Origin of the sequence: Pedobacter sp. MC2016-24, assembly GCF_015223055.1 — a bacterium.
Taxonomy (GTDB): Bacteria; Bacteroidota; Bacteroidia; order Sphingobacteriales; family Sphingobacteriaceae; genus Pedobacter.
This window is the reverse complement of record NZ_JADFBX010000009.1, coordinates 181,520-203,891: the sequence shown is the minus strand read 5'-3', so window position 1 is coordinate 203,891 and position 22,372 is coordinate 181,520. Positions and strand designations below refer to the sequence as shown.

General features: G+C 38.0%; 17 protein-coding genes. 6 read left to right on the top strand and 11 right to left on the bottom strand.

Annotated elements, in window-relative coordinates; genetic code table 11:
- Positions 1–10 precede the first annotated feature (10 nt).
- The 3 genes from IM797_RS19765 to IM797_RS19755 all read right to left on the bottom strand — a co-directional run bounded on the left by IM797_RS19765 (position 11) and on the right by IM797_RS19755 (position 5,438).
- Positions 11–3,571: a SusC/RagA family TonB-linked outer membrane protein gene (locus tag IM797_RS19765; RefSeq protein WP_194128897.1), complete on the bottom strand. Its 3,561-nt coding sequence runs from the start codon at positions 3,569–3,571 to the stop codon at positions 11–13.
- Positions 3,568–4,617, bottom strand: coding sequence for a FecR family protein (locus IM797_RS19760; protein ID WP_194128896.1), 1,050 nt, complete (start codon positions 4,615–4,617; stop codon positions 3,568–3,570). The genes IM797_RS19765 and IM797_RS19760 overlap by 4 nt, the downstream gene beginning before the upstream one ends.
- A gap of 230 nt (positions 4,618–4,847) precedes the next feature.
- Positions 4,848–5,438, bottom strand: coding sequence for an RNA polymerase sigma factor (locus tag IM797_RS19755; protein WP_194128895.1), 591 nt, complete (start codon positions 5,436–5,438; stop codon positions 4,848–4,850).
- Between the two features lie 618 nt (positions 5,439–6,056).
- Here IM797_RS19755 and IM797_RS19750 point away from each other — a divergent pair.
- From IM797_RS19750 to IM797_RS19725, 6 genes are read left to right on the top strand one after another with little or no spacing between them, the layout of a single operon-like run.
- Positions 6,057–7,061 (top strand): efflux RND transporter periplasmic adaptor subunit, encoded by a 1,005-nt coding sequence (locus IM797_RS19750; protein ID WP_255526933.1) that lies wholly within the window; start codon positions 6,057–6,059, stop codon positions 7,059–7,061.
- 21 nt (positions 7,062–7,082) lie between these two features.
- A complete protein-coding gene (locus IM797_RS19745) occupies positions 7,083–10,250 on the top strand; it encodes an efflux RND transporter permease subunit (RefSeq protein ID WP_194128893.1) in 3,168 nt (1,055 codons plus the stop codon).
- A 10-nt stretch (positions 10,251–10,260) separates the two neighbouring features.
- A complete protein-coding gene (locus IM797_RS19740) occupies positions 10,261–11,664 on the top strand; it encodes an efflux transporter outer membrane subunit (RefSeq protein WP_194128892.1) in 1,404 nt (467 codons plus the stop codon).
- A 33-nt stretch (positions 11,665–11,697) separates the two neighbouring features.
- The gene (locus IM797_RS19735) at positions 11,698–12,777 is read left to right on the top strand and encodes a sensor histidine kinase (protein WP_194128891.1); all 1,080 of its coding nucleotides are present in this window, start codon (positions 11,698–11,700) and stop codon (positions 12,775–12,777) included.
- A gap of 11 nt (positions 12,778–12,788) precedes the next feature.
- A complete protein-coding gene (locus IM797_RS19730) occupies positions 12,789–13,535 on the top strand; it encodes a LytTR family DNA-binding domain-containing protein (protein ID WP_194128890.1) in 747 nt (248 codons plus the stop codon).
- A 23-nt stretch (positions 13,536–13,558) separates the two neighbouring features.
- Entirely contained in the window at positions 13,559–13,981 is a 423-nt protein-coding gene (locus tag IM797_RS19725; RefSeq protein WP_228098974.1) for a DoxX family protein, read from the top strand.
- An 856-nt stretch (positions 13,982–14,837) separates the two neighbouring features.
- Here IM797_RS19725 and IM797_RS19720 read toward each other — a convergent pair.
- The 8 genes from IM797_RS19720 to IM797_RS19690 form a co-directional block, all read right to left on the bottom strand.
- Complete coding sequence (locus tag IM797_RS19720) at positions 14,838–15,338, bottom strand: DUF6691 family protein (RefSeq protein ID WP_194128889.1); 501 nt, start codon at positions 15,336–15,338, stop codon at positions 14,838–14,840.
- A 6-nt stretch (positions 15,339–15,344) separates the two neighbouring features.
- Positions 15,345–15,914, bottom strand: coding sequence for a YeeE/YedE family protein (locus tag IM797_RS19715; RefSeq protein ID WP_194128888.1), 570 nt, complete (start codon positions 15,912–15,914; stop codon positions 15,345–15,347).
- A 74-nt stretch (positions 15,915–15,988) separates the two neighbouring features.
- Positions 15,989–16,303: a hypothetical protein gene (locus tag IM797_RS19710; RefSeq protein WP_194128887.1), complete on the bottom strand. Its 315-nt coding sequence runs from the start codon at positions 16,301–16,303 to the stop codon at positions 15,989–15,991.
- Between the two features lie 155 nt (positions 16,304–16,458).
- Positions 16,459–16,671: a rhodanese-like domain-containing protein gene (locus IM797_RS28755; protein ID WP_370583099.1), complete on the bottom strand. Its 213-nt coding sequence runs from the start codon at positions 16,669–16,671 to the stop codon at positions 16,459–16,461.
- A gap of 20 nt (positions 16,672–16,691) precedes the next feature.
- Positions 16,692–17,420, bottom strand: a complete 729-nt coding sequence (locus tag IM797_RS19705; RefSeq protein WP_228098973.1) for a rhodanese-like domain-containing protein — start codon at positions 17,418–17,420, stop codon at positions 16,692–16,694.
- On the bottom strand, positions 17,396–17,755 hold the full coding sequence (locus tag IM797_RS19700) for a hypothetical protein (RefSeq protein ID WP_194128886.1): 360 nt from the start codon (positions 17,753–17,755) through the stop codon (positions 17,396–17,398). The genes IM797_RS19705 and IM797_RS19700 overlap by 25 nt, the downstream gene beginning before the upstream one ends.
- Before the next feature lie 792 nt (positions 17,756–18,547).
- Entirely contained in the window at positions 18,548–20,182 is a 1,635-nt protein-coding gene (locus tag IM797_RS19695; protein WP_194128885.1) for a hypothetical protein, read from the bottom strand.
- A gap of 116 nt (positions 20,183–20,298) precedes the next feature.
- Positions 20,299–22,236 carry a DPP IV N-terminal domain-containing protein gene (locus tag IM797_RS19690; protein ID WP_228098972.1) on the bottom strand — a complete coding sequence of 646 codons (1,938 nt, stop codon included), beginning with the start codon at positions 22,234–22,236 and terminating at the stop codon, positions 20,299–20,301.
- Positions 22,237–22,372 lie beyond the last annotated feature (136 nt).

Below are 22,372 nucleotides of genomic sequence, written 5' to 3'. Positions count from 1 at the left end.
TTATTAAAAATTAGAAAGAGGTGTTAATACTAATAAAGAATGCCTTTGTAGGCGGTAGATTATTGTAAGTATTCGTTGCCAGGTAAGAAGGATCTACGCCATCCTTGTTTTTGCGCCAGATCAGTCCTAGGTTTCTCACACTTGCACTTATAGAAGCTGTTTTAAACGGAGTCCCCTTTAGCAAATCATTAGAAGCTCCGTAACCTAATGAAATCTGTTGTAAACGAATGTAACTACCACTAATGGTCAGTAAATCCGAATACATATATCGATTTAGGCTATTGAAAGAAATATCTTTCAGACCAGGAACTTTTGTAAAATTCTCATCGCCAGGATTTCTCCACCTTGAAGCCAAATCTAACTGTGTTCCAATTGCCCCCTGATAAGGAGAGTAAGTAGGATAATTCTCGATTGAAGGTTTTCTGACGACATTCCCCATAGAGTAACTAATTCTGACACCAAGTGTGAAATCTTTATAGCGGAAATCATTATTGAACGCGCCGAAGTAAGGAGCTGTAGTTCTGCCCATATAAACCAGATCCTCAGAATTGAGCTGATTATTTCCAACTGATTGATCTACAATTTCGCCATTTTTCTTATAGACCTGGGACTGACCTTTAGCATCCAGGCCGGCAAATCGATACGAATATAAATAATCAAAGGGAAGGCCAACTGTAGGCGTAGATGACGTGACTTGGTTGCTAGTGGTATTTTTCACAAAACGATTGTCCGTTACCTCATTTGTATTATAAGAAAAGTTAAAAATAGAGTTCCAGGAGTAATCTTTATGGTGGATTACATTAGCCCTCAGTCCCAGTTCGAAACCGTTACCTTTCATTGACGCACTGTTAAACTGCAAATTACTCCATCCATAAGTTGGATTAAAAGGAAGATAATAAAGAATGTCAGACGTTTTTTTATTGTAAACATCAACCGTAAAAGATAGCCTCCTGTTAAGCACCGCAAAATCCAACCCGAAATTCGCTGTCTTTACTTTCTCCCAGGAAATTTGGCTATTTATAGGCCTGTCAATCGTAGCAGTCTGCTCACCGGTCTGATTATCCTTACTTACATTGATCACGACCTGATTTCCGATTCCCAAAGGCAAAGTACCCCCTACTCCATAAGTTAACCTGAAATCTAAAGCATCCAGCCAGTTTATCTGCTGAACAAACGGCTCCATCTTCGCATTCCATTTGAAGCCTGTTGACCAAAGTGGTTTTCCACGTTGACCTCGCGAGGCACCAGTTAAGGTGAAATCATCAAAACGCAAACTTCCAGAGGCTAGATACTTCCCATCCAGGAAAGATAAACCAAGATTGGAATAATAGGATAGTGCACGTGTTATGCCTTTCCTCATAACGTCATTGTAAGAAAGTGTGGAAGTCCATCCCTCTATATTATTATATGGTATTGTCGGATTAACAACCACATTGCTATAGGTGTCTTCATTAAAGCCATAGCGCGACTGAGAAACAGATGTATAGCGGTTCTGTCGTATTTCGCTACCTGCAAGAAAATTCACATTAAGAAAGCTACTTATATTTTTGTCTACATTGACCTGTGACCTTAATGTATACTCCCAACCATTGTAATTACGCTGATTTAACAAACCTCCATAAGGAATACCCATTTTCAGTTCACCGCTACTCTGGTCTATAATCGTAGCATAATTTATCAAATCACGCATATCGTAACTACCAACTTTATCTATATTTTCGGCATCCTGGATATTCCTTTGCAACATGCCCAGCACATTGAAATTAACGCCATCCACAATTCGGGTATCTATCCCCATATTTAAACGTAGCCGATTAGACTCTTCAGTATAATTGGTTTGGCCTAATTGATCCAATGGAGAATAATCCCATGGAAGATAGCCTTTAAGTTGAAAATCCTTTGTTACTTCTTCCCTGAATCGAATTGAACGAGTTAAATTATTCCCGTTTGCATCCCTAAGCAATTCATAGGGTCTTAATCCCCTTTCACCATTACCAATAGCATCTACGGCAGTCGGATTATTTAAACTTATCGAATAGTTGTAATTTAACCCAAATGAAAGGTTTACACGGTCATTAAACAACTTGTTGGTCAAACTAGAATTTACAAAAAAACTTTCCGCTTTATTTCCTCTGAAAACCGGGATATCTTTAGTATAATTTGTTGATAAGAAGTAGGTACTCTTATTTGAGCCACCAGAAAGCGACAAGTTATACTGTTGAGAGACGGCCCGCTGCAGCAGAAGATCACGGATCTGAGATTTATTATCTATCTTTCCAAGCGCAGTGAGGGCAGCGTCACGTTCTTCCGCCGTTGCAGTGCCTCTGTCTACTTTAAACATCCATTCCAAAGCTTCACTAATCGGCCTGTTGCTGTTGAAAAGCATCCAACTTTGACCAATAGCAGGATCACTGATGAAACCCAAATCCTTAATTTCGCGCTCTAGGTCTATATACTGTGCACTGTTCATCACTTTGAGTTTATTTAAACTTGCAGGTGAAGACACACTTAAATTCATTCCAAAAGACAATACCGGCGGTGTATTCCTTCCTTTTTTTGTCTCGATGACAATTACACCATTTGCTGCATTAGCACCCCATATAGAAGAAGCGGCGGCATCTTTAAGAACTGTAATACTTTCAATATCATCCGGATTTAATCTACCTAGAACTGCTCCGCCACTGGCATTTCCAATGAAACTGGAAAGCTTTGCTTTGGAATCTACGTTATTCATAAGAGGAAATCCATCTATAACAATTAAAGGGTCAATAGAAGCACCTATACCAAAGCTATTTGTACCCCGTATGCTGATGGTATTTTTTCTGAGATCTACCTGCATTCCAGGTAACGAACCTTCCAGTTTTTCCAGTATATTGATAGCGGGAACCTCCTTAATATCTTTTGCTTTGATAAGCCCGAATGCACCAGTAGCGCGATCTTTTGGAAGTTTAGCGTAACCTGTAGAAACAACTGAAACTTCCTCAAGCATTTTTTGCTCCGTGTAAAGTGTTACATTTACGGTATTACCTGTGCCGATCTCCAACTTTTTAGGTTGCATTCCTATATAAGTAAACACTAGGGCGTCGGCCTTTTCGGTTAATCTCAAGACATATCTGCCATCGCTGCTTGTAATTACGCCTTGCCGCACAGCGAGCCCCTCCGGTAGAACAGTAGCACCTAAAAGCGGACGTCCCTTTTCATCGGTAACTACTCCTGTAATTGTTCTGTAATTCGGCTCTGGTATTTTTTTGGTTTCCTCATCGGCCTGCTGGTCTTGAGCCCTGGTGTCACGAATAATTGTATAGTATTTTTCCTGAACATACAAAAACAGTAAAGAATTTGGATAAAGTATTCTCTTGAGTACACTCTCTACGGGCTCTGTTTTGGAAATAGGTAGTTTCAAACTTACGTTCATGCCTGTGATGAGTTCAGGTTGGTAGGAGAACTTGGTCCCGTATGTTTTCTGAATTTCATCCAGCGCCTGCTTCAAGCTTAGCTTCTGCTGTGCCATGGCAGATCGAACTCCCAAACTAAGAAGTAAGGTCATTAAGATCAGTAGTTTTCTTTTCATTTTTTGGTTTTATGGTTGATAGTTAGTTGATTTTTATTCTTAATGATATTGATATCGAATACCTTTCGCATAACAAATAGAATATCTGCATCACTGCTTAAGGGTATAGTTCCAGATAGTTTCTTATTAGCAAGTTCCGAAGCATTCATTTGTACGTGATATCCATAGTTATCTTCCAACACATGAATGATATCCTGCAACGTATAGCCATCAAGTTCCAGTTCCCTGTGTGTCCAGTCCTGACTAGCTTTTGCTGTTTTTTCAGATACCATTTCATGAAGCTCTTTTCCGTCATACCTGAATACCTCTCCAGGCTTCATAATTCTTGAGAAACCGCCTGCCTCCTCCTTATCAACCCTCAAGCTACCCTCAATCAGAGATATTAATGTTTCACCCCTTCTGTCCTTTACATTGAACTGTGTGCCTAATACCGTAAGTCTAATTCCGTTTACATGTACCTTGAAGGAATCAGCTTCCTGAAATCTATTCTTGATAGCCACATGTTTCACTTTAAAAGAAGCCTCCCCTTCAAGCCATAACTCCCTGGGTTTATCTGAGCTCCAGCCTCTAAAATAATGAACCTTGCTGTTGGCATTCAGAATCGCGATCGATTCATCAGGGAAGCTCAACCGGCGTAGTTCACCGTACCTTGATTGAAAAGTCTTTCTGCCAAGCTCTAAAAATTCAACCGCAACAAAATAGATGAAAAATAGTGCTGCAATTCCAGACAACCAAATGGCAATACGCTTGAATTGACTGTTAGAGTTTGTTCTTGACAGATCGTTTTCAGCAATCCTTGAAGTGATACTGATCCAGGCATCCTCAGAATTTGTTATCGGCTTATGTATTTTCTGCGCATTCAAAATTCTAACCCAGGTTTCAGCCTCCATCAATGCAGACTCCTTTTCAGGATACTTACCTAATACCTGGTGCCAATAAGCCTGCTGATCAGCTTCAACATGTAATGCATATTTAATGAAGATCTCATCATTAAAAAAATCTATTGCCTCAAAACGGCTATAGTCTGGTAAATTCAAATTATTCATGATTTGTTAATACTATATACACATGAGTTTAATTTTTTACCCCACTATTTTTCAACTTTTTTAAATAAAAAATAAAGGCTTTCCCTTAAATGTATTTTATTATAGATCGAGGCTTATAAGTACCGAAAAATGCCACAAATATATTTACAAAATTTAATGCTTTTTGACTGGACTGGTTATTCAATGAGCACTTTATTTTTTCCATGAAGGTCGGAAAGAAAGTGATGTAGTTATCTTCTGGAAAGATTTAACAAATATATTATAACCAAATAATCAAACCTAGGTAAGTGTTTTTTTAAGGTATCTATTGCACGGTAAAGCATTTTATAAGTTGCTTTAGTGGAGAGCTGCATTACATCAGCGATTTCATCAAAATCCATTTCTTCGAAGTAGCGAAGGTGAATGATCTCGCGTTGCCTGGGGAGCATCTTCTCAAGCGCATCCGCAAGATTTTGTTGTATCCTTTTTGCACGTTCATTACTAATCATCTGATGATCGTGACCAAGCTCAATATTGAAATCGATTTTATCCTGCGCTGCAGGAAAGGCCATAACCTGTGGTGCGTAGTCCAGCTTACGGATCAGACGTCTTCGAAAAGTCTTATAAATATAGTTCTTAACCGATCCGGTCTCATTTATCTTCGATCTGTCTTCCCAAAGCTTTACAAAAGTATCCTGAATAACATCTTCTATAAGATAGTCATCAAATGTAAATTTATGTCCATAGTTAAAAAGCGGATTGTAGTAAATATTAAATATAAACTTAAGCGCGCCCTCATCGCCAGACCTAAACTCACCCCATGCTTTTTCTTCGCGAGTCATAAAACAAATATCATTTACAAAAGATTAAGGAAGAGAATTCAAATATCAGTAAATGTTACGAATTTTAGATAAAAAAATAGGTCTAAAATGTTAAATCCAAAAGCTACAGTATACAATCAAAACATTTATTATGAGCCAACTTAGCTAAAAAAATGCTAAAAAAAAATGAAAATCAAAATTTAAGGGTAATTTTAATTTTGAAAAAAAATAGAGAAAGACCATCAACAACACACACATTAAACTGAAAAAACATCACTTTACTCATTACCATTATGCCCAACAAACCCATTCACCGCTAGAAAAAAATCGACGAACACTTTTAATTCCATCAAAAGTACATATACAAAAAATAATTTTTCATAAAAAATAGTTTAAAGCGGTGGCGGATCTTACTTCATCATCACATACATCCGTTTCATTTTGCGTTTCTTCCGTTTCATTTAAAAATCTAATTGATGACCGACCATTCTTTACGATAATTGCATAAAAAAATCAATCGATATGCATTTGTTTGGAAGTCGTTCTAATTTCATAATCATTTGTTTCTGCTTTTTACAGTTCGGCTGTAGTTCAGATATTGGTAAGAACCAAAATCAAGTAGTAAAAAAACTACCAATTATGGTTTTACAAGAGATAGATGCTGATGTCGATACTAATTATCCTGCCCGAATAGAAGGAAAGGTGAATGTAGATATACGTTCTCAGGCAGAGGGCTATATAGAAAAAATATATGTTGACGAGGGCAGTTACGTAGCGGCAGGACATCCCCTTTTTAAAATCAATGACCATTCATTAATAGAGCAGTTGAATACCGCAAAAGCTACATTAAATGCTTCCAAGGCAATCCTCGCAAATGCGACTTTGGAGCTTGATAAAAACAAGGATCTAAGTAATAGCAATGTAGTTTCAGACTATCAATTTAAATCAGCTAAAGCAACATTTCAGAATGCCGAGGCGATAGTCAATCAAAACACCGCACTGGTGGAAGCCGCCAAAGTAAACCTCTCATTTTCATTAATTAAAGCACCGGTATCAGGATACATTGGACGTATACCCAAGCGTATGGGGAATTTGGTTGCCAAAGGCGATGCATTGCCACTAACCACTTTGTCTGATGTAAGCGAGGTATATGCTTACTTCTCGATGACAGAGAAGGATTACCTGCGTTTCATCTCAATTGCTGAAGCGAAATCTTTTCAGGATAAGGTTTCAGATATGCCTTCAGTGAAGCTTATTCTTGCCGATGGAAATACTTATTCAAAAGAAGGAAAAATACAGATGATTGATGGGCAATTTGACAAGGCAACAGGTGCGATCAGTGTAAGGGCAGCATTTGAGAACAAGGAAAACATTTTACGCTCTGGTAATACCGGGAAGATTGTATTGCCCGAAAATTACAAGGATGTTATTTTGGTACCTGTACTGGCCACCCTTGACGTGCAAAATAAGATTTTTGTCTATCGCTTAAACAAACAAAACAAAGCAGAGCGTGTGGCGGTAAAATTGGCTGGCAAGAGTGGCGAAAATTACTTGGTATCAAGCGGACTAAACCCTGGCGATAGAATTGTGACCAAAGATCTAAACCTTATTCAGGAAGGGGAACAGATCACACCCGAAAAATAAAAACTCCTTATTTGATTCAAGATGCTAAAAAAAATAATTACAAAGCCGGTATTGGCAACCGTAATTTCGATCGTGATGGTATTATTGGGCTTTGTAAGCATGCGACAAATACCTATTACCATGTTTCCAGACATCGCTCCACCAACGGTAAATGTATCAGGTTCTTATCCCGGTGGTAACAGTGAAACCGTAATTCGCTCCGTCATTACCCCTTTGGAAGATGCCATCAATGGGGTAGAGAATATGGAGTACATCTCTTCTTCGGCAGGTAGCGATGGTTCCTTTTCTTTGCGTATAGTCTTTAAGCAGGGTGTAAACCCTGACCAGGCATCTGTAAATGTTCAGAACCGCGTGGCACAAGTAAACAGCCTAATTCCAGCTGAAGTGATAAGGGCAGGAATTACAACGACCAAGCAACAGAACAGCAGTATCATGTTCTTCAATATTTCGAGTAAAGATGCAGCGAAATATGATGAACTTTTTTTGCAGAATTATGCAAAAATCAATCTTATAACAAGCCTAAAACGTATTCCCGGGATTGGGAATGTACAGATATTAGGTTCGAAGGATTATGCCATGCGAATTTGGCTTGATCCACAAAAAATGACTGTCAACAACCTTGTTCCACAAGATATAGATAACGCCATTGCCAACAGTAGCTTGGAAGCATCGCCCGGAAAATTGGGTGAAGAATCTAATGCACCGATGCAATATACGATCAAGTACAAGGGAAAACTGAATACCCCAGAGGATTTCGAAAAGATTGTCGTTAAGGCCAATGCTGATGGCGCCATACTTCGACTCAGGGATGTTGCAAAAATTGAATTTGGTGCATCGTTCTATGGTAGCGACAATAAGGAAAACGGTTACCCAGCGGTTGTGATCGGAATCCAGCAATCCAGCGGTTCCAATGCCAACGATATAGAAACTGCGGTAAGAGCACAATTGGAGAGCTTTAGCAAGAGTTTCCCAAAAGGCATTGAATACAATATCATTCAAAGCGTAAAAGAAAGGTTGGACCAATCCATTACACAGGTACGCAATACTTTCATCGAAGCTTTTATCCTGGTTTTTATTGTGGTTTTTCTTTTCTTACAGGATTTACGCTCTACACTTATTCCTGCAATAGCGATACCAGTTGCCATTATTGGGACTTTCTTTTTCCTGCAGATACTTGGTTTTACAATGAACGTACTTACGCTTTTTGCATTGGTTCTGGCTATTGGCATTGTCGTAGATGATGCCATTGTGGTTGTCGAGGCTGTTCACACCAAGATGCAAAAAACTGGTTTGCATGCAAAGGAAGCAACTATTGCGACAATGGGCGAAATCACCAGTGCCATTGTTTCCATTACCCTGGTGATGTCGGCAGTATTTTTACCTATTGGTTTTATGGACGGTCCCGCAGGGATATTTTATAAACAGTTTGCCTTTACGTTAGCAATTGCGATTCTTATTTCCGCATTGAATGCTCTTACATTAAGTCCTGCGCTCTGTGCACTTTTGCTTAAAAACACACATCAGCATAACGGTGTAAAAAAAATAAATAAAAATTTCAAAGACCGGTTTTTTATGGGCTTCAATTCCAGTTTCGATACCATGACCGGCCGTTACATCCAATCGGTGAATTGGCTAATTAAAAAGAAATGGCTGGCTTTAGCAGGACTTGGCTTTATAACAATTCTTTCAATATGGATGATGAACAATAGTCCGAAATCCTTTATTCCCGAAGAGGATGACCGTTTTGTAACCTACTCCCTGGCATTGAAATCGGGTACAAATAACAATTACACGAACACAGTCATAGACCGTATCGACAGTGCTTTTGGAAAAATGCCAGAGGTGGAACTGGTAACCAGTGTGTCGGGCTTTGATATAATTAGTGGAAGTTCCGGGCCATCCTATGGCCTTGGTTTCATACGTTTGAAAGAATATAAAGACAGAGGCGATGTTAAAGATATGGACAAAGTCGTAATGGCAATGAACCAACGACTTAAATCGATAAAAGAAGGCGAATTGAGTATATTTCGTTCGCCCCCAGTAGAAGGATTTGGAAGTATAAGCGGCGCTGAGCTAGTACTTCAGGATAAGATGAGCGGTGAGATAAACCAGTTTGCGAAGGTGACGCAGAAACTGGTGGCTGAGCTGAACAAAGCCCCCGAAATTGGTTCTGCCTTTACAATGTTTAGAAATGATTTTCCACAATTGGAAATGGAACTGGACGAAGATAAAACCTATCAACTGGGTACTAATCCAAAAGAAGTCATGAATACACTTAATCTTTTTTATGGAGGTAGCCAAACAAGTGATTTTATTCGTTTTGGAAGGTTTTACCGTGTAAATATTAAAGCAGAAGGGCAATACAGAGCAGATGAAAATTCACTAAGCCAGGTTTTTGTAAAAAGTAATACCGGACATATGATACCTATCAGCACAATGGTAACACTAAAGAAAGTATATGGTCCAGAAGTCATCAACAGGTATAACCTCTACAACAATATTACAGTAAATATTCTCCCTGCCGATGGTTTTAGCAATAGCCAGGCAATGGAGGTAGCAGAAAAAATAATGAAAATGAATTTGCCTGCTTCTTATGGTTTCGAGTGGACAGGCTTGAGCAAGGAGGAAAAAGCATCAGGCAACCAGATGATTTTTGTTTTTTCACTCTGTGTGCTTTTCACCTATTTTCTTTTAGCGGCACAGTATGAAAGCTACCTGCTTCCAATGGCAGTTATTTTTTCTATCCCAACGGGTTTATTAGGGGTTTATTTGGCCATCGGAATGGCCGGTCTAACTAACAGTATTTACGTACAGGTGGGTTTAATTATGCTCATCGGCCTGCTGGCCAAAAATGCGATTCTGATTGTAGAATTTGCATTGCAAGCGCGTAAAAACGGAATGAGCTTAGTCCGCTCCGCCTTATCTGGTTCCAGACACAGGCTGCGGCCGATCCTGATGACTTCCATCGCATTTGTGGCAGGGATAACACCCTTGATATTTGCAAGTGGTTCTTCTGCCGTGGGCAACAAATCTATAAGTATTAGTACCGCGGGGGGAATGATTTCAGGCGTACTGATAGGATTATTTATTATTCCCGTACTGTTTGTGCTTTTTCAAAGTTTGCAAGAATATTTTAGTCCTGATAGAATGCCGCAAATGGAAGAACTTTTTAATGATGATAACGAATAAAATGCCAGAAATGAAAAGAGATAAAAACACCGGTTCAATTTTATTGATGCTGCTTTTTTTGGTTTCTTGTAATGTAACCAAAGATTATAGTAAACCTGACCTGCAAATACCACCTCAGTTCGGCGCTAGGCAGATAGGCCAAAGCAACATGGCCATTCTCAATAGAAAAGACTTTTTTAAAAATGAAAAATTGGTTCAGCTTATTGATAAAGCAATTGAAAAAAATAGCGAAATGCAACTAGCTATACAGAACATAGAAACTGCAGGAGCTATTTTTAAAAAGATAAAATTGAATTACCTGCCAGAGCTTAACCTACAAATCAATGTAAACAGAAATACTTCATCCAAAAATAGTTTGGCCGGAATTTCTGCGCAACAATTTACGTCCACTACCATAACCCAGGATTTTACAGCTTCTTTAGCACTTAGTTGGGAAATTGATATATGGGGTAAAATTAAAATGCAAAAAGAAGCAGCCTTATCTGATTATTTACAAAGCCTGGCGGTAAAAAAGGCTATACAAACCAGACTGGTAGCCGATGTAGCTAATGCTTATTACAATTTACTAATGTTGGACAATCAACTTTTTGTAACCAAAAGAAATAAGCAATTGGGTAAAAATACACTCGAGATATTGCGTATTCAGTTTAAATATGGCGACGCCAATGTCTTGGGTATCCAGCAGACTGCTGCACAACTCGAGCAAATGAAAGTTTTGCAATCGCAGATAGAACAGGATATTTCCCTGCAAGAAATTTCTCTCAGTATTCTATGTGGAAGCTACCCCTCGGCAATAGACAGGCAAGAAAAAATCAATAACGAACTCAATGGTATTAATATGGATTATGATGTTGCCGTACTCGCAAACCGTCCTGATGTTTTCGCTTCAGAATTAAATTTGCGATCCGCAAATGCACGGTTTGGCGTGGCTCAGGCTTCATTGTACCCGACCTTGAGTTTATCTACACAGACAGGAGTCAATTCATTAAAGGTGAGCAACTGGTTCTCTGTACCGGCATCTTTGTTCAATACTTTTGCAGGTGGTATCACACAGCCCATTTTTAACAGGGGTAATTTGAAACTACAAAAAAAACATGCAAAAATAGATTATGAAAAAGCAGTTATTAATTTCCGTCAATCTGTTTTACTTGCATATGGCGAAGTTTCGGCTGCCCTTATAAAAGAGGAAAAATTAAATGAACAGATTACTTATACAAAATTAAGGAAGCTGGAAATAGAGAAAGGGATAGAGGTGACAAAGAAATTGTTTAAAAATGGTACTGTTAATTATCTTGAAGTTATCACCGCAGAAAATAATTACTTGCAGGCAAGTCTGGCAAGCGCTCTATTGCAAAAAGAACAAATCGCTAATAAGATAGAACTTTACCGTGCCGTAGGTGGTGGTTGGAATTGATGTACGTATCTTTACAGAGTTAAATATTATGTTTTGAAAAAAATAAAATCCACAAAGTGGCCCATCAAGCTCATTTCCATATTTGTGGTACTTGTGCTGGTTTATTTACTTTCTTATCTGATGAATCCGTTTGGCGATTTTCTTACAAGATATAGCCGTATGAATTTATTCGAGATGCTGGAAGAATTTATTTTTAGTCTGTTACAATCTTGGGCAATTGTGGAAGCCAGTATCTTTATCGCCAGGTTTTTAGATAAAAAGCTGACTTGGGACAACGCACCAATGCAACGCGTTTTAGTGCAATTAATTTTGGTAGTATTCGTGGTAACATTTGTGTTGTATCTGCAACATCTTTACTATAAAACAGAATACGGGGAACCTAAAAATACTGAGCAAACGATAAGTATTTGGCAGTTTTTTCTAGTTGGGGTTATCGTTTCCATTTTTGTAAGCACTTTTCACACGGGATATTCCTTACTTGAATATTGGAAGAAATCGATGTCGGAAACTTCAGAACTCAAAATCAATGCATTGGAGCTAAGAGAAATAGCTATGGAATCAGAGTTACAGTCCTTAAAACTCCAATTAGATCCACATTTTATATTCAACAACTTTAGCACCTTGTCTGCGTTGATCAATGAAGACAGAGATCTGGCAAACAAGTTTTTGGATAACTTATCCCAAGTATATCGTTATATGATCCTAAACTTGAAAAAGAACCTTGTAGCCTTAAACGAAGAGATCAATTTTGTAAAGTCCTATAAATATCTTATCCATATCAGACATGGGGATAATGTGATCATTGATCTACGTATTCCAAAAGATTATGAGAATAAGTATATCCCTCCAATCTGTTTACAACTACTCATTGAAAATGCAATTAAGCACAATAGAGCAACAGCTGCGATGCCTTTGTACATCATTATAAGCATCGACACAAGCACAGGATTCTTATGGGTAAAAAACAACTTACAACGTATCCCGAACTCTCTACAAACAACTGAATTGGGACTGAATAACATATTTAATCGCTACAAAATTCTATCTGATAGCTTACCAGAGATCAAGGAAAGTGCCGATACTTATGCAGTAGGACTACCTTTGTTAGACTAATATAAATAGAAATGAATATTTTAATCATAGAAGATGAAAAGCATATCGCGTTGCGTCTGCAAAGATTGGTAACCGAAATATCAGATGATTACCTAGTCATTGGAAAAGCAAGTTCTGTAGAAGAAAGTGTACAATGGATTTTGAACAATCCTTCACCAGATGTTGCACTTATGGATATTAGATTATCCGATGGAATAAGTTTTGATATCTTTAAGTTGGTTAAGGTTTCCTTCCCAATAATCTTCACTACTGCCTATGACGAATATGCTATAAGAGCATTTAAAGTAAATAGTTTGGATTATCTACTAAAACCAATTCAGAAAGAAGAGCTCAGATTGGGTCTAGACAGGGTAAAAAACATCATTTCACCTCAAAATATCGAACAATTGATTGAATTGGTCAACAGCAAATCAAAAATCTATCGTAAACGATTCCTACTTCCTGCTTTTGATGGTTTTATCACCATTGACGCCAGCAAAATTGCCTTTGTTTATTTTGAGTACAAATCTACAAAACTGGTACTTAACACAGGTGTGGAAGAGGTCGTTCCTTATTCCTTAGATGAGCTGGAAGATGAGCTAGATCCTGAATATTTCTTTAGGGCTAATAGACAGTTTATTGTCAATATCCACAGCATCGAACGTATCCTGAACAGTTTTAACGGTAAACTAAAAATCATCCTCAAAAAGCATTCAGAAAAGGAAATTTTTATTAGCAAAGAAAAATCTACGAAGTTTAAAGAATGGTTAAATCAATAAAAAATAATTTAATATAAATAATTATGAGTAATTTTTCAATAAAATTAAATTCAAATCTTGGCATACTATTATTACGTATGTCCACCGGCGGATTATTGCTTTTTCATGGTGTTTCCAAGCTAACCCATGGTCACGATTTCATCAAACAAACACTTGCAGAAAAGGGGCTACCTACTTTTCTATGGATTGGTGTTCCTGTTGGTGAAGTTCTGGCACCACTTTTACTGATTTTGGGTGTCTTTCCACGCATTTCTGGACTGATGATTGCAATAGTGATGTTATTCGCATTATATCTAGCCCACGGTATGTCCACATTTACATTAAACGAAAATGGTGGACTAGACGGCGAACTTGCCCTATTATATATGTTTGCTGGATTGGCCCTATTTTTTATGGGAGGAGGTAAATATGTAATTTACAAATCAAATAAAGGCTTGCTTAAATAAAGGATTAGTGTAAAATAGTAAATGAAGAACCGATGCAATTCTAATCGACTTTAATAGCAAATTTCAAAGCCTTGATTAAAAAAACAACAATTAATGAAAAAAGGGGTGAATTCAAAATGGTCTAACCTGTACCGTCTTGGAGTGCCCCTTCAAGTAAATAAAATTGAGGAGAATATCATTTTCTTTCAAATTATTATTGCTCGTAAAGGGCAGATGTTTAACATAAATATATCCGAAATTAATTTTAAAATTTTTCAACACTTTATAATCAATCCCTATTCCCATTCTGTTATGGTCAAAAAATGATTGATTCTTGTGCCTGTAGCATTCAGCAGAAGTTCGTTGTAAATGCTCAATTCCAATATTGTAACAGATCATAACGAAGCCCCAGGCGATTCCTAAATCTTACAATATCTTTCATTTTATAAAAGTCGCGATATTCTAACTCCTTCTTGTTCAACATGAATTTTTTTTCTGAAAAGCAAACTCTGTATTTCTGCCGCTGCAGAAAACCTAACATCGGGACTGGCTCACACCTCTTCATCCGATTTTTTATGAATAAGTTATAATTTGAGAAATACGCAAAGGGTGATACTGAAATTTTTAAATTCCTACTATTTAGTATTGAATCCAACTCCTTGAGGATTACATCAGAGTCCTATCCAAGTGGTATTGGTCAGCAAAGCCATTTTGGCGCCTGTGCTGTAATTATACATCTAAATTCACTTTCGGAACTTGCCGCAATGCTGAGCGTTGTAGGGAACCAAGTTTCATCATGTTGCTGCGCATGCAACCTTTTGGCTATAAAAACGATTAATGCCACAGTCATCAATCTTTTTAATGGAAACATCAGGTTTTAATGCGGCAGTTTATCCCTAAATAATCCGTAAACCCAAGTACCGCATAAGGCACTTAAGAGGGTAATGGAAATAACTGTTTCACCAGTTCCAATTTGTGCAAAAAGAGGCCCAGGACATGCACCAGTCATTGCCCATCCAAAGCCAAACAATAGCCCGCCGTAAATCTGTCCTCTATTAAATTTCTTAGGATTTAACGCTATTTTATCGCCATTAATGGACTTAAGGTTGAACTTCTTAATCAGCCAAACGGATGTCATTCCCAGCAACATGGCACTTCCTATTATCCCGTACATATGGAAAGATTGTAAACGAAACATTTCCTGAATACGAAACCAGCTCGTCACTTCTGCTTTTACTAGTAAAATACCGAAAAATATTCCGAGAAAAATATATTTAATGTTATGATGCAATTTGTGGTGACAGTCACTGTATTTTAAACCTGTATTCCCTAAAGAACAAAAATGAAAATCTCTATTAATATTTTTATTTTTCTGCATGCTTCCTTATATTTTAAGTGAAAGTATAAGAGGTAAAATAAAATTTACCATAATAAAACCACCTGTCATAAAAAAGATTGTTGCAATGAGCGAGGGCCATTGCAGGCTGGATAATCCCATGATGGCATGTCCGCTGGTGCAACCTCCGGCATAACGTGCTCCGAAACCCACTAGAAAACCGCCAACAGCTATTATTATAAATCCTTTCAGAGTTAACAGCGACTTCCAGTTCATAATGTCTTCAGGGATTAAATTCTTATAGTCAGTAATTCCATATCGTTCAAGTTCAGCCGTTAATTTTAAATTGACTTCGATCATTGCAGGATTTGCTAAAAAATTCGCAGCTATTGCTCCTCCTATAAATATCCCAAACACAAAAAACAGATTCCACATTTCTTTCTTCCAATCGTATTTGAAGAATGGAATATCCGATGGTAGGCACGAGGCACAAATATGCCGTAAAGAAGAACTAATGCCGAAAGATTTATTTCCGAAAATTAATAATACCGGAACGGTTAGTCCAATTAGTGGACCGGCTATATACCATGGCCAGGGGTGTTTTAAAAATTCTATCATTTTAAAATATTTTATCATTTACTTCTTTCAACATTTTATAATTATATAAATTCACTACGATTTCAGTCAATACTTTAAAGAGCAATTGTTTTATATCCGAGTTCTTGTAGACCAAAAATATAAAATAGCCCATTAGTAGTAACTGGTATCTGAATTGGTAAAAGTGTTTTATCTATACGAGATTGTTCAACTGACAAACCGCAAACCAATATCTTCAATCTCGTTTTTTTCACAGCATCCACAACAAGGTCTTGCAATACTTTTTCTTTGATAATTTCTTTCACAAAATCACCACACACTACAATCTGAACATCAATCTGTTTACTTTTTGTGTTAAGCTCTTTCCCAGTTAATATTTTAGCTTTGAGGCTTTGAACTCCATTAACCAATAAAGCATAATTGCCTTTTTTCTATAGCTTGTTCTGTTTTTTTATTGACTTTATACTTTGCGCTTTTGTGTCATGTAGTACTATGCAGGCAACAAAAATGATTATTGATATAATATGTAATTTCATATGTCAATTTTTATTTTTACTCAAATAATTTAAATAAACAATCTACTAGGACACACAAAATCTGTTGTGGGTATATTTGTCTGTACAATAGCATTAAAACCACCCTCTAAATCAGTGAAATTGCGGAACCCTCGTGCTTGTAAAATGCTTGCAGCCATCATGCTGCGATAGCCTCCTGCACAGTGTAGATAAAAATGTTCCTGAGGCTTGATATCTTTCAACCAATCGTTGATGTAGATCAATGGTTTACTGTAGGATTCATTTACATGCTGGGAAACATACTCACTTTCTTTTCATCAATTATTTGACTTTCTCCCATTTTAACTTCCGAAGCAAATTGTGCCACCGTGATGCGGTTTACCAGATCTACCGCTTTGCCTGCTTTACGCCATATTTCAAATCCTTGTTTCAGATGTCCCAAGACATTGTCAAATCCTACACGGCTTAATCTTGTTACAGCTTCTTCTTCCCTTCCTTGTTCAGTAATCAATAAAATAGCCTGTCTTACATCTACAATCAGTGCACCTACCCAAGGTGCAAAATCACCATCTAACCCAATGTTTATGGATTGTGGAATAAATCCTTTAGCAAAATCCTTATCGCTTCTTGTATCCAAGATTAATGCTCCAGTTGCTTTTGCTTCCAGTTCAAAATCCTCTGCTGCAAGTCCTCTCATTCCATGGCTCAGTATTTCCTCAAACCTGCCGTAACCTTTTTTATTCATCGCCACGTTCATTCCAAAATAAGCAGGCGGAGCTAACAATCCCTCACTAACCGCTTTTATAAATGCTTCTTTATTTGGCTGCTTAAGTGCGTAATTGATTTTCTTCTGATTGCCCAGGGTATCCACTGTCAACTCCATCATATTTTTCCCACAAGCAGAACCCGCTCCATGTCCTGGATACACCAACATATCATCTGGCAATGGAAGTATTTTTTTGTACAGGCTTTCGTAAAGTAAACCTGCTAATTCTTCCTGTGTAATATGCATAGCTTTCTGTGCCAGATCAGGTCTTCCCACATCGCCCAGAAAAAGAGTATCACCACTGAACCCTCCTGGAAATTTCCGAGGGAAGTACCTTTTTGTGTCATGGTTACCCAACTGAGATGATCAGTCTCTCCGAATGCCAGACCTCGAAGCCTGTTACTTCCTACCGTAGTACCCAGAATGTAATAATCCTGCTCATTGTGTGTTGCATAAAGATAACGGCGGGTGTGACCGGCAATTACGGTATAAGTACGCCCTTCTAATTTTTTATCGATGCTGAAAATCCATTGCTTTCTCTTTTGTTCCAAACCGGATGATGCATCAGCAAAAATGCCCATCTAACATCTTTGTTTTTATCAATAACTTCTTTAACATAATTCAGCTGATGCTCACTAAAAGATACTCCGTCACCGTCATTGAGTTCATCGCAATAAAAAGCACATTCTTATAAATAAAATGGTAGTAGTCACGTCCGAATTGCTTTACCCAAATTTCATGCTGAATTCCATTTGAAACATCATGATTACCGGGCACATAAAAAAAGGAACGTTCAAAGGTTTTATAGAGGCAGTTTTTGATATTTAATTTCTTTCGCTGTTCTTACATATAGATAAAGGATACTATTCTTTGCCGCCCCTTCAGATAAGGAAGAATACTGTCCGCGACAACTAAAATATTCCTGTTATTCCAGACAGATATGTCTAAAAACTAATTGCTTGTATCGGTCAAATAGAATTGAAAATGCCCGTTGGTCATCCATGCGGATAAACACAAACAATTCTTCATCAGATAACTCCTTCATAAGCTTTACTAGTACAAGGGTATCTATATAATGTGAAGCGTACGTTATGCCAGTTTTGCATTATTTAATGCCTGCAAACTTAAGGTGACAATTATTATTTATTGATATCAAATAATCTACAACAACATATTTAATTCTATTTTCGTTTAAATTTATTGATTGTAGCTTTAAAATATCATATAGATATTATTTCTAATTTTTTAAACTCATTTCATTATGATAAGGAAATAAATTTGATATCCTTTAGTTTTTTTGAACAAATGTACATTAAGCTTTCATTGGATAGCATATCCTATTCGATTGCAAAACCTTATAATAGATAAAACAGTTATCTGTTATTTTGCAGCCAATAAACTTGCTTAACCTCTTCAGCAGTCTGAACAAATGGTTCAGAATTACTTCCATACTGATAGGCTACAACGGTTATCTTAACAGGAAATTTTGCTGACGGAGGAACTTTACAGAGCTTTAGTATCCCATCGACAATTACAGCAGGACCTTCGAGCACATAAAATCCTACTGGTAATCCTGCATCAGATACGGCCTTCAGTACAAATGATTTTGGATTTGTAAGCTCCACTAAGGGCTTAAAAATTATATTTTGCACACGACCTTTTAAGTTTCTGACAGGAATATTCATTTTCGCCTGCTGTACTGCAGGACGGTAAAAGCGGTCCCCAAGATCAGTAGCGACAAACCATGCTTCATAACTTCTTGGCAACAGTGGATATCCCAATTGGGGATGTACACTGAATATTGAATCATTAATCTTTTTAACTGGACCTGCGATCGGATCTATTGAAATAGTTTTCACGCCTTGCACATGACCAACATGACTTCCGGCAGCTAGTCCAGTCCAATTGGCGGGCCTAGGGCTTCCTCCAGGTACTGTATCATAAAACTTAGCCTGTAACTTAAAAGTAACGCCATCCGGTAATGGATTAAAGACTAAGTCAAACTGTTGGTGAGTAGATCTTTGTTCAGCAAATTTATCATCTTGAGTAAAACCGATCAATTGATGTTTCTTGCCCTTATGCCTTGCCTGATATTTCTCTACCATACGAACAGTTTCCTGATCAAAATACCAAAATGCTTCCTGTTTATTCCCCGTATAATCATCCACCGGTGCTGCCGGACTTGAGACATTATAATCGCCCATCCATCTCTCAGCTAACCATCCGGTCTTTGTAGGATCTATAGGAATCAATTTAGGTTGTTTTCCCGCAGCACTATGTTTTGGAAGGCGGAAGTGTAGTACTTTTTTAATGTAAAAAGAAAGAAAGTCAATTTTCTCCTGAGCAGCATTGAAATGCCCTTGAGCAGGTCCTGTTAGCATACTAAGCGGTAAGAATTGATTCGCGCTTCGCTGCCTGAGTCCTTCATTGGCGAAATTAAGCGCTCCCTCATATTCTCCCATGGTGACGATTGATGGAATGAAATCAATATTTCGATCGCCCCATATATCAGGAGCAAACGCACCCCAGATATAGGGCCATTGTCCACTAACAGAAATACAAGCTAGCGCACGTTCGGGACTCCATGCTGCCATTGCATATGGCGCACTCGCTGCCCAGGAATGTCCAAGTCCTATGAATGGAACAAAACTAAGCTCCTGATAACCTGATACCATTGAAAGATTGCTCATGATTTCCGAAAATAAGTCTCCTGATCCTTTGGAAAAGTCGAACACCAAATCATATCCCGGACTTACCCATACCTCTGCAATACCAAGCTTGCCCATCTCCTTCCTAAATTTTGGATTTTCCAGAATCGACTGCTCCTCCATATTCTGCTGCGCAAAAATAACAGCCTTTACAGCCTTGCAATCCGGCGGGATCCACAACCATGCCCTTGACTGACTATCGCCAGATTTGCCCACTGGAACTGACCACTGCCAGACTATCTTCCCAGCATGGGCTTTCATACAGGTCATTAACATAAAGAATACTAGTATTTTTTTCATTATCGTCTATAAATATCTAAGCGTGTAGTTAAATATAATGACATTAAATCCCAAGATCCATACTCAACTAGGATGTAATTATGTCCCCCAACGTTTTTTAATAATTGGTAACCTTACTAATTTGCAGTATTACTGATCAAAAGATGGCGGCTAAAAAACTCACGTATACGATTTTCATAATATTTTTTATAGACGCCCTCGTAAGTATGTCCTTGTCCTGGAAGCAACAGCAGATCAAACTGTTTGTTTGCCAGGATTAAAGCATCCGTCATCCTCAAGGTATTCGCAGGGTTTACATTGGCATCAGATTCACCTGCCACCAATAACAAAGGACCGTTAATCTTATCAGCTAAATTTTGATTCAAATCCAGCGGTTTTTTAAAACCCTGGTAACTCTCGCCCCAAGTTCGGTTATAAATCCTATTGTCATGATTGCCAGACGAAGAAACACCAGCCTTATAAAAATCAGGGTATTTGGCCATTGCGGCAACCGTCATCATCCCTCCTCCTGAATGGCCAAAAATCCCAACCCTGCTCAAATCCATAAATTCATTCTCTTCACCAAGCTGTTCCAACCCGTAACGATCGTCTTCAATTGCATTATCCCTAAGGTTACCATAGCCATATTTATAGTAGGCTGCGTCTCTCAACGGAGAGTTGCCACGATGCCCCATACAAACCACTATAAAACCCAATTGTGCAAGTGCAGTGTTATTGTAACGATCCTGGACTGTAAATTCCGTCCATACTGTTTCTATTTGCGGACCAGGATAAACTTGTGAGATCACCGGGTATTTTTTATTCGGATCAAAGTTAAATGGTTTCCACATCAACCCATACAAATCAGTTACCCCGTCTTTCGCCTTCACAACAAAAGGCTCAGGATGCCTCCAGCCATAAGCGTAAAGCCGATCAGTTGAAGGCTTAAGGACTTCCATGATAAACTTACCTTCACTACTCCTCACCACTGAAGTAGGCCCCTGATCAATCCTGGAATAATTATCTAACACATATTTTCTATCCGGTGAAACAAATACAGCATGTGTTGCATTTTCAGGTGTAAGCAGACGTAGCGAATTCCCATTCAAACTTGCTTTATATAGCATTGCATAGTATGGATTGATCCCCCTCTCTCGCCCATAGCCATATAAATAAACCTCAGCCTTCGCAGTATCAATTGCATTGATGCGACCAGCAGTCCAGTTTCCTTTAGTTATTGCATTCAATAGTTTACCATTTTTATCGTAATGATAGTACTGACCCCAGCCAGTCCTGTCAGACCACCAAATGATGTCCTTACCCTGATTTAAGATAGAGACATTAAAGAGATCGTCATTGATAAAAGGTTTGCTAACTTCATGAATCAAAACAGCCAGTTTACCGGTTTTCAGGTCCACAACGCACAGATCCATTTCATCACGGCTCCGCTTTTTGCGTAGTAAATAGACTTTATCGCTAGGTCCGCTTGCTTTGACTATGGATAATTCCTGATCAGGCCATCGTTCAACAGCTACTTTTAGCAAATGAGTAGCGCTCGTATCACCCACATAAAAATCATATTGAGCTACATCTTTGTCACCAGGCAATTCATATTTATAAGTATTTACGTACGGTCTTGGCTGAGTGAGTGAGTTACTTACTGTCATCGTTCCAACCTTCCTTGTGTCACGCCTCAACACATAAAAATGACTAGAATTATCACTCCATGCAGCGTCTGTTAACGAATTTTCATCAGCATACTTATCCGTATCATTCATAGAAAAAGAAAAACCAGCTTCTCCATCCTGCGACAATTTCCGTTCCTCAACATCAACTATTCTCTTTAAGTACAACTGGTGCTTCCTCGCGTAAAGTAACCAATTATTATCCGGTGACTTCTTTCCCTTGGTGCTATCTGATGAAAACTTTAGTTTAGATTTTGCTTTTACAATTTTTTTAGTCCAATAATTGTAATCATAGGAATGTCCTTTATAATTTAACCTGACATTCTCCTCCCTGTTAGAGAAATCAGTAGAGTAACTGATTTGCTCAGGCTTCACTTCTCCCCTAGTCAAATCTTCTAAATTTTTCTTAATCAATGGCTTATCGAAAAGCAACTCTTTAGTTTTTGTTTTGACATCTACAAGGTATAAATCCTGATTTATGTTTGTCCAAAATTTTGAATTATCCTTTAAAAAGAAAGGAATTATC

What these genes read in the sequence shown, in the direction of transcription:
- IM797_RS19740 (WP_194128892.1), top strand. Translation starts at nt 10,261, where the DNA reads ATGAAAAGAGATAAAAACACCGGTTCAATTTTATTGATGCTGCTTTTT.
- IM797_RS19705 (WP_228098973.1), bottom strand. Translation starts at nt 17,420, where the DNA reads ATGCATATTACACAGGAAGAATTAGCAGGTTTACTTTACGAAAGCCTG.
- IM797_RS19725 (WP_228098974.1), top strand. Translation starts at nt 13,559, where the DNA reads ATGAGTAATTTTTCAATAAAATTAAATTCAAATCTTGGCATACTATTA.
- IM797_RS19720 (WP_194128889.1), bottom strand. Translation starts at nt 15,338, where the DNA reads ATGCAGAAAAATAAAAATATTAATAGAGATTTTCATTTTTGTTCTTTA.
- IM797_RS19750 (WP_255526933.1), top strand. Translation starts at nt 6,057, where the DNA reads ATGGTTTTACAAGAGATAGATGCTGATGTCGATACTAATTATCCTGCC.
- IM797_RS19760 (WP_194128896.1), bottom strand. Translation starts at nt 4,617, where the DNA reads ATGAATAATTTGAATTTACCAGACTATAGCCGTTTTGAGGCAATAGAT.
- IM797_RS19695 (WP_194128885.1), bottom strand. Translation starts at nt 20,182, where the DNA reads ATGAAAAAAATACTAGTATTCTTTATGTTAATGACCTGTATGAAAGCC.
- IM797_RS19745 (WP_194128893.1), top strand. Translation starts at nt 7,083, where the DNA reads ATGCTAAAAAAAATAATTACAAAGCCGGTATTGGCAACCGTAATTTCG.
- IM797_RS19730 (WP_194128890.1), top strand. Translation starts at nt 12,789, where the DNA reads ATGAATATTTTAATCATAGAAGATGAAAAGCATATCGCGTTGCGTCTG.
- IM797_RS19700 (WP_194128886.1), bottom strand. Translation starts at nt 17,755, where the DNA reads ATGGGCATTTTTGCTGATGCATCATCCGGTTTGGAACAAAAGAGAAAG.
- IM797_RS19755 (WP_194128895.1), bottom strand. Translation starts at nt 5,438, where the DNA reads ATGACTCGCGAAGAAAAAGCATGGGGTGAGTTTAGGTCTGGCGATGAG.
- IM797_RS19715 (WP_194128888.1), bottom strand. Translation starts at nt 15,914, where the DNA reads ATGATAGAATTTTTAAAACACCCCTGGCCATGGTATATAGCCGGTCCA.
- IM797_RS19765 (WP_194128897.1), bottom strand. Translation starts at nt 3,571, where the DNA reads ATGAAAAGAAAACTACTGATCTTAATGACCTTACTTCTTAGTTTGGGA.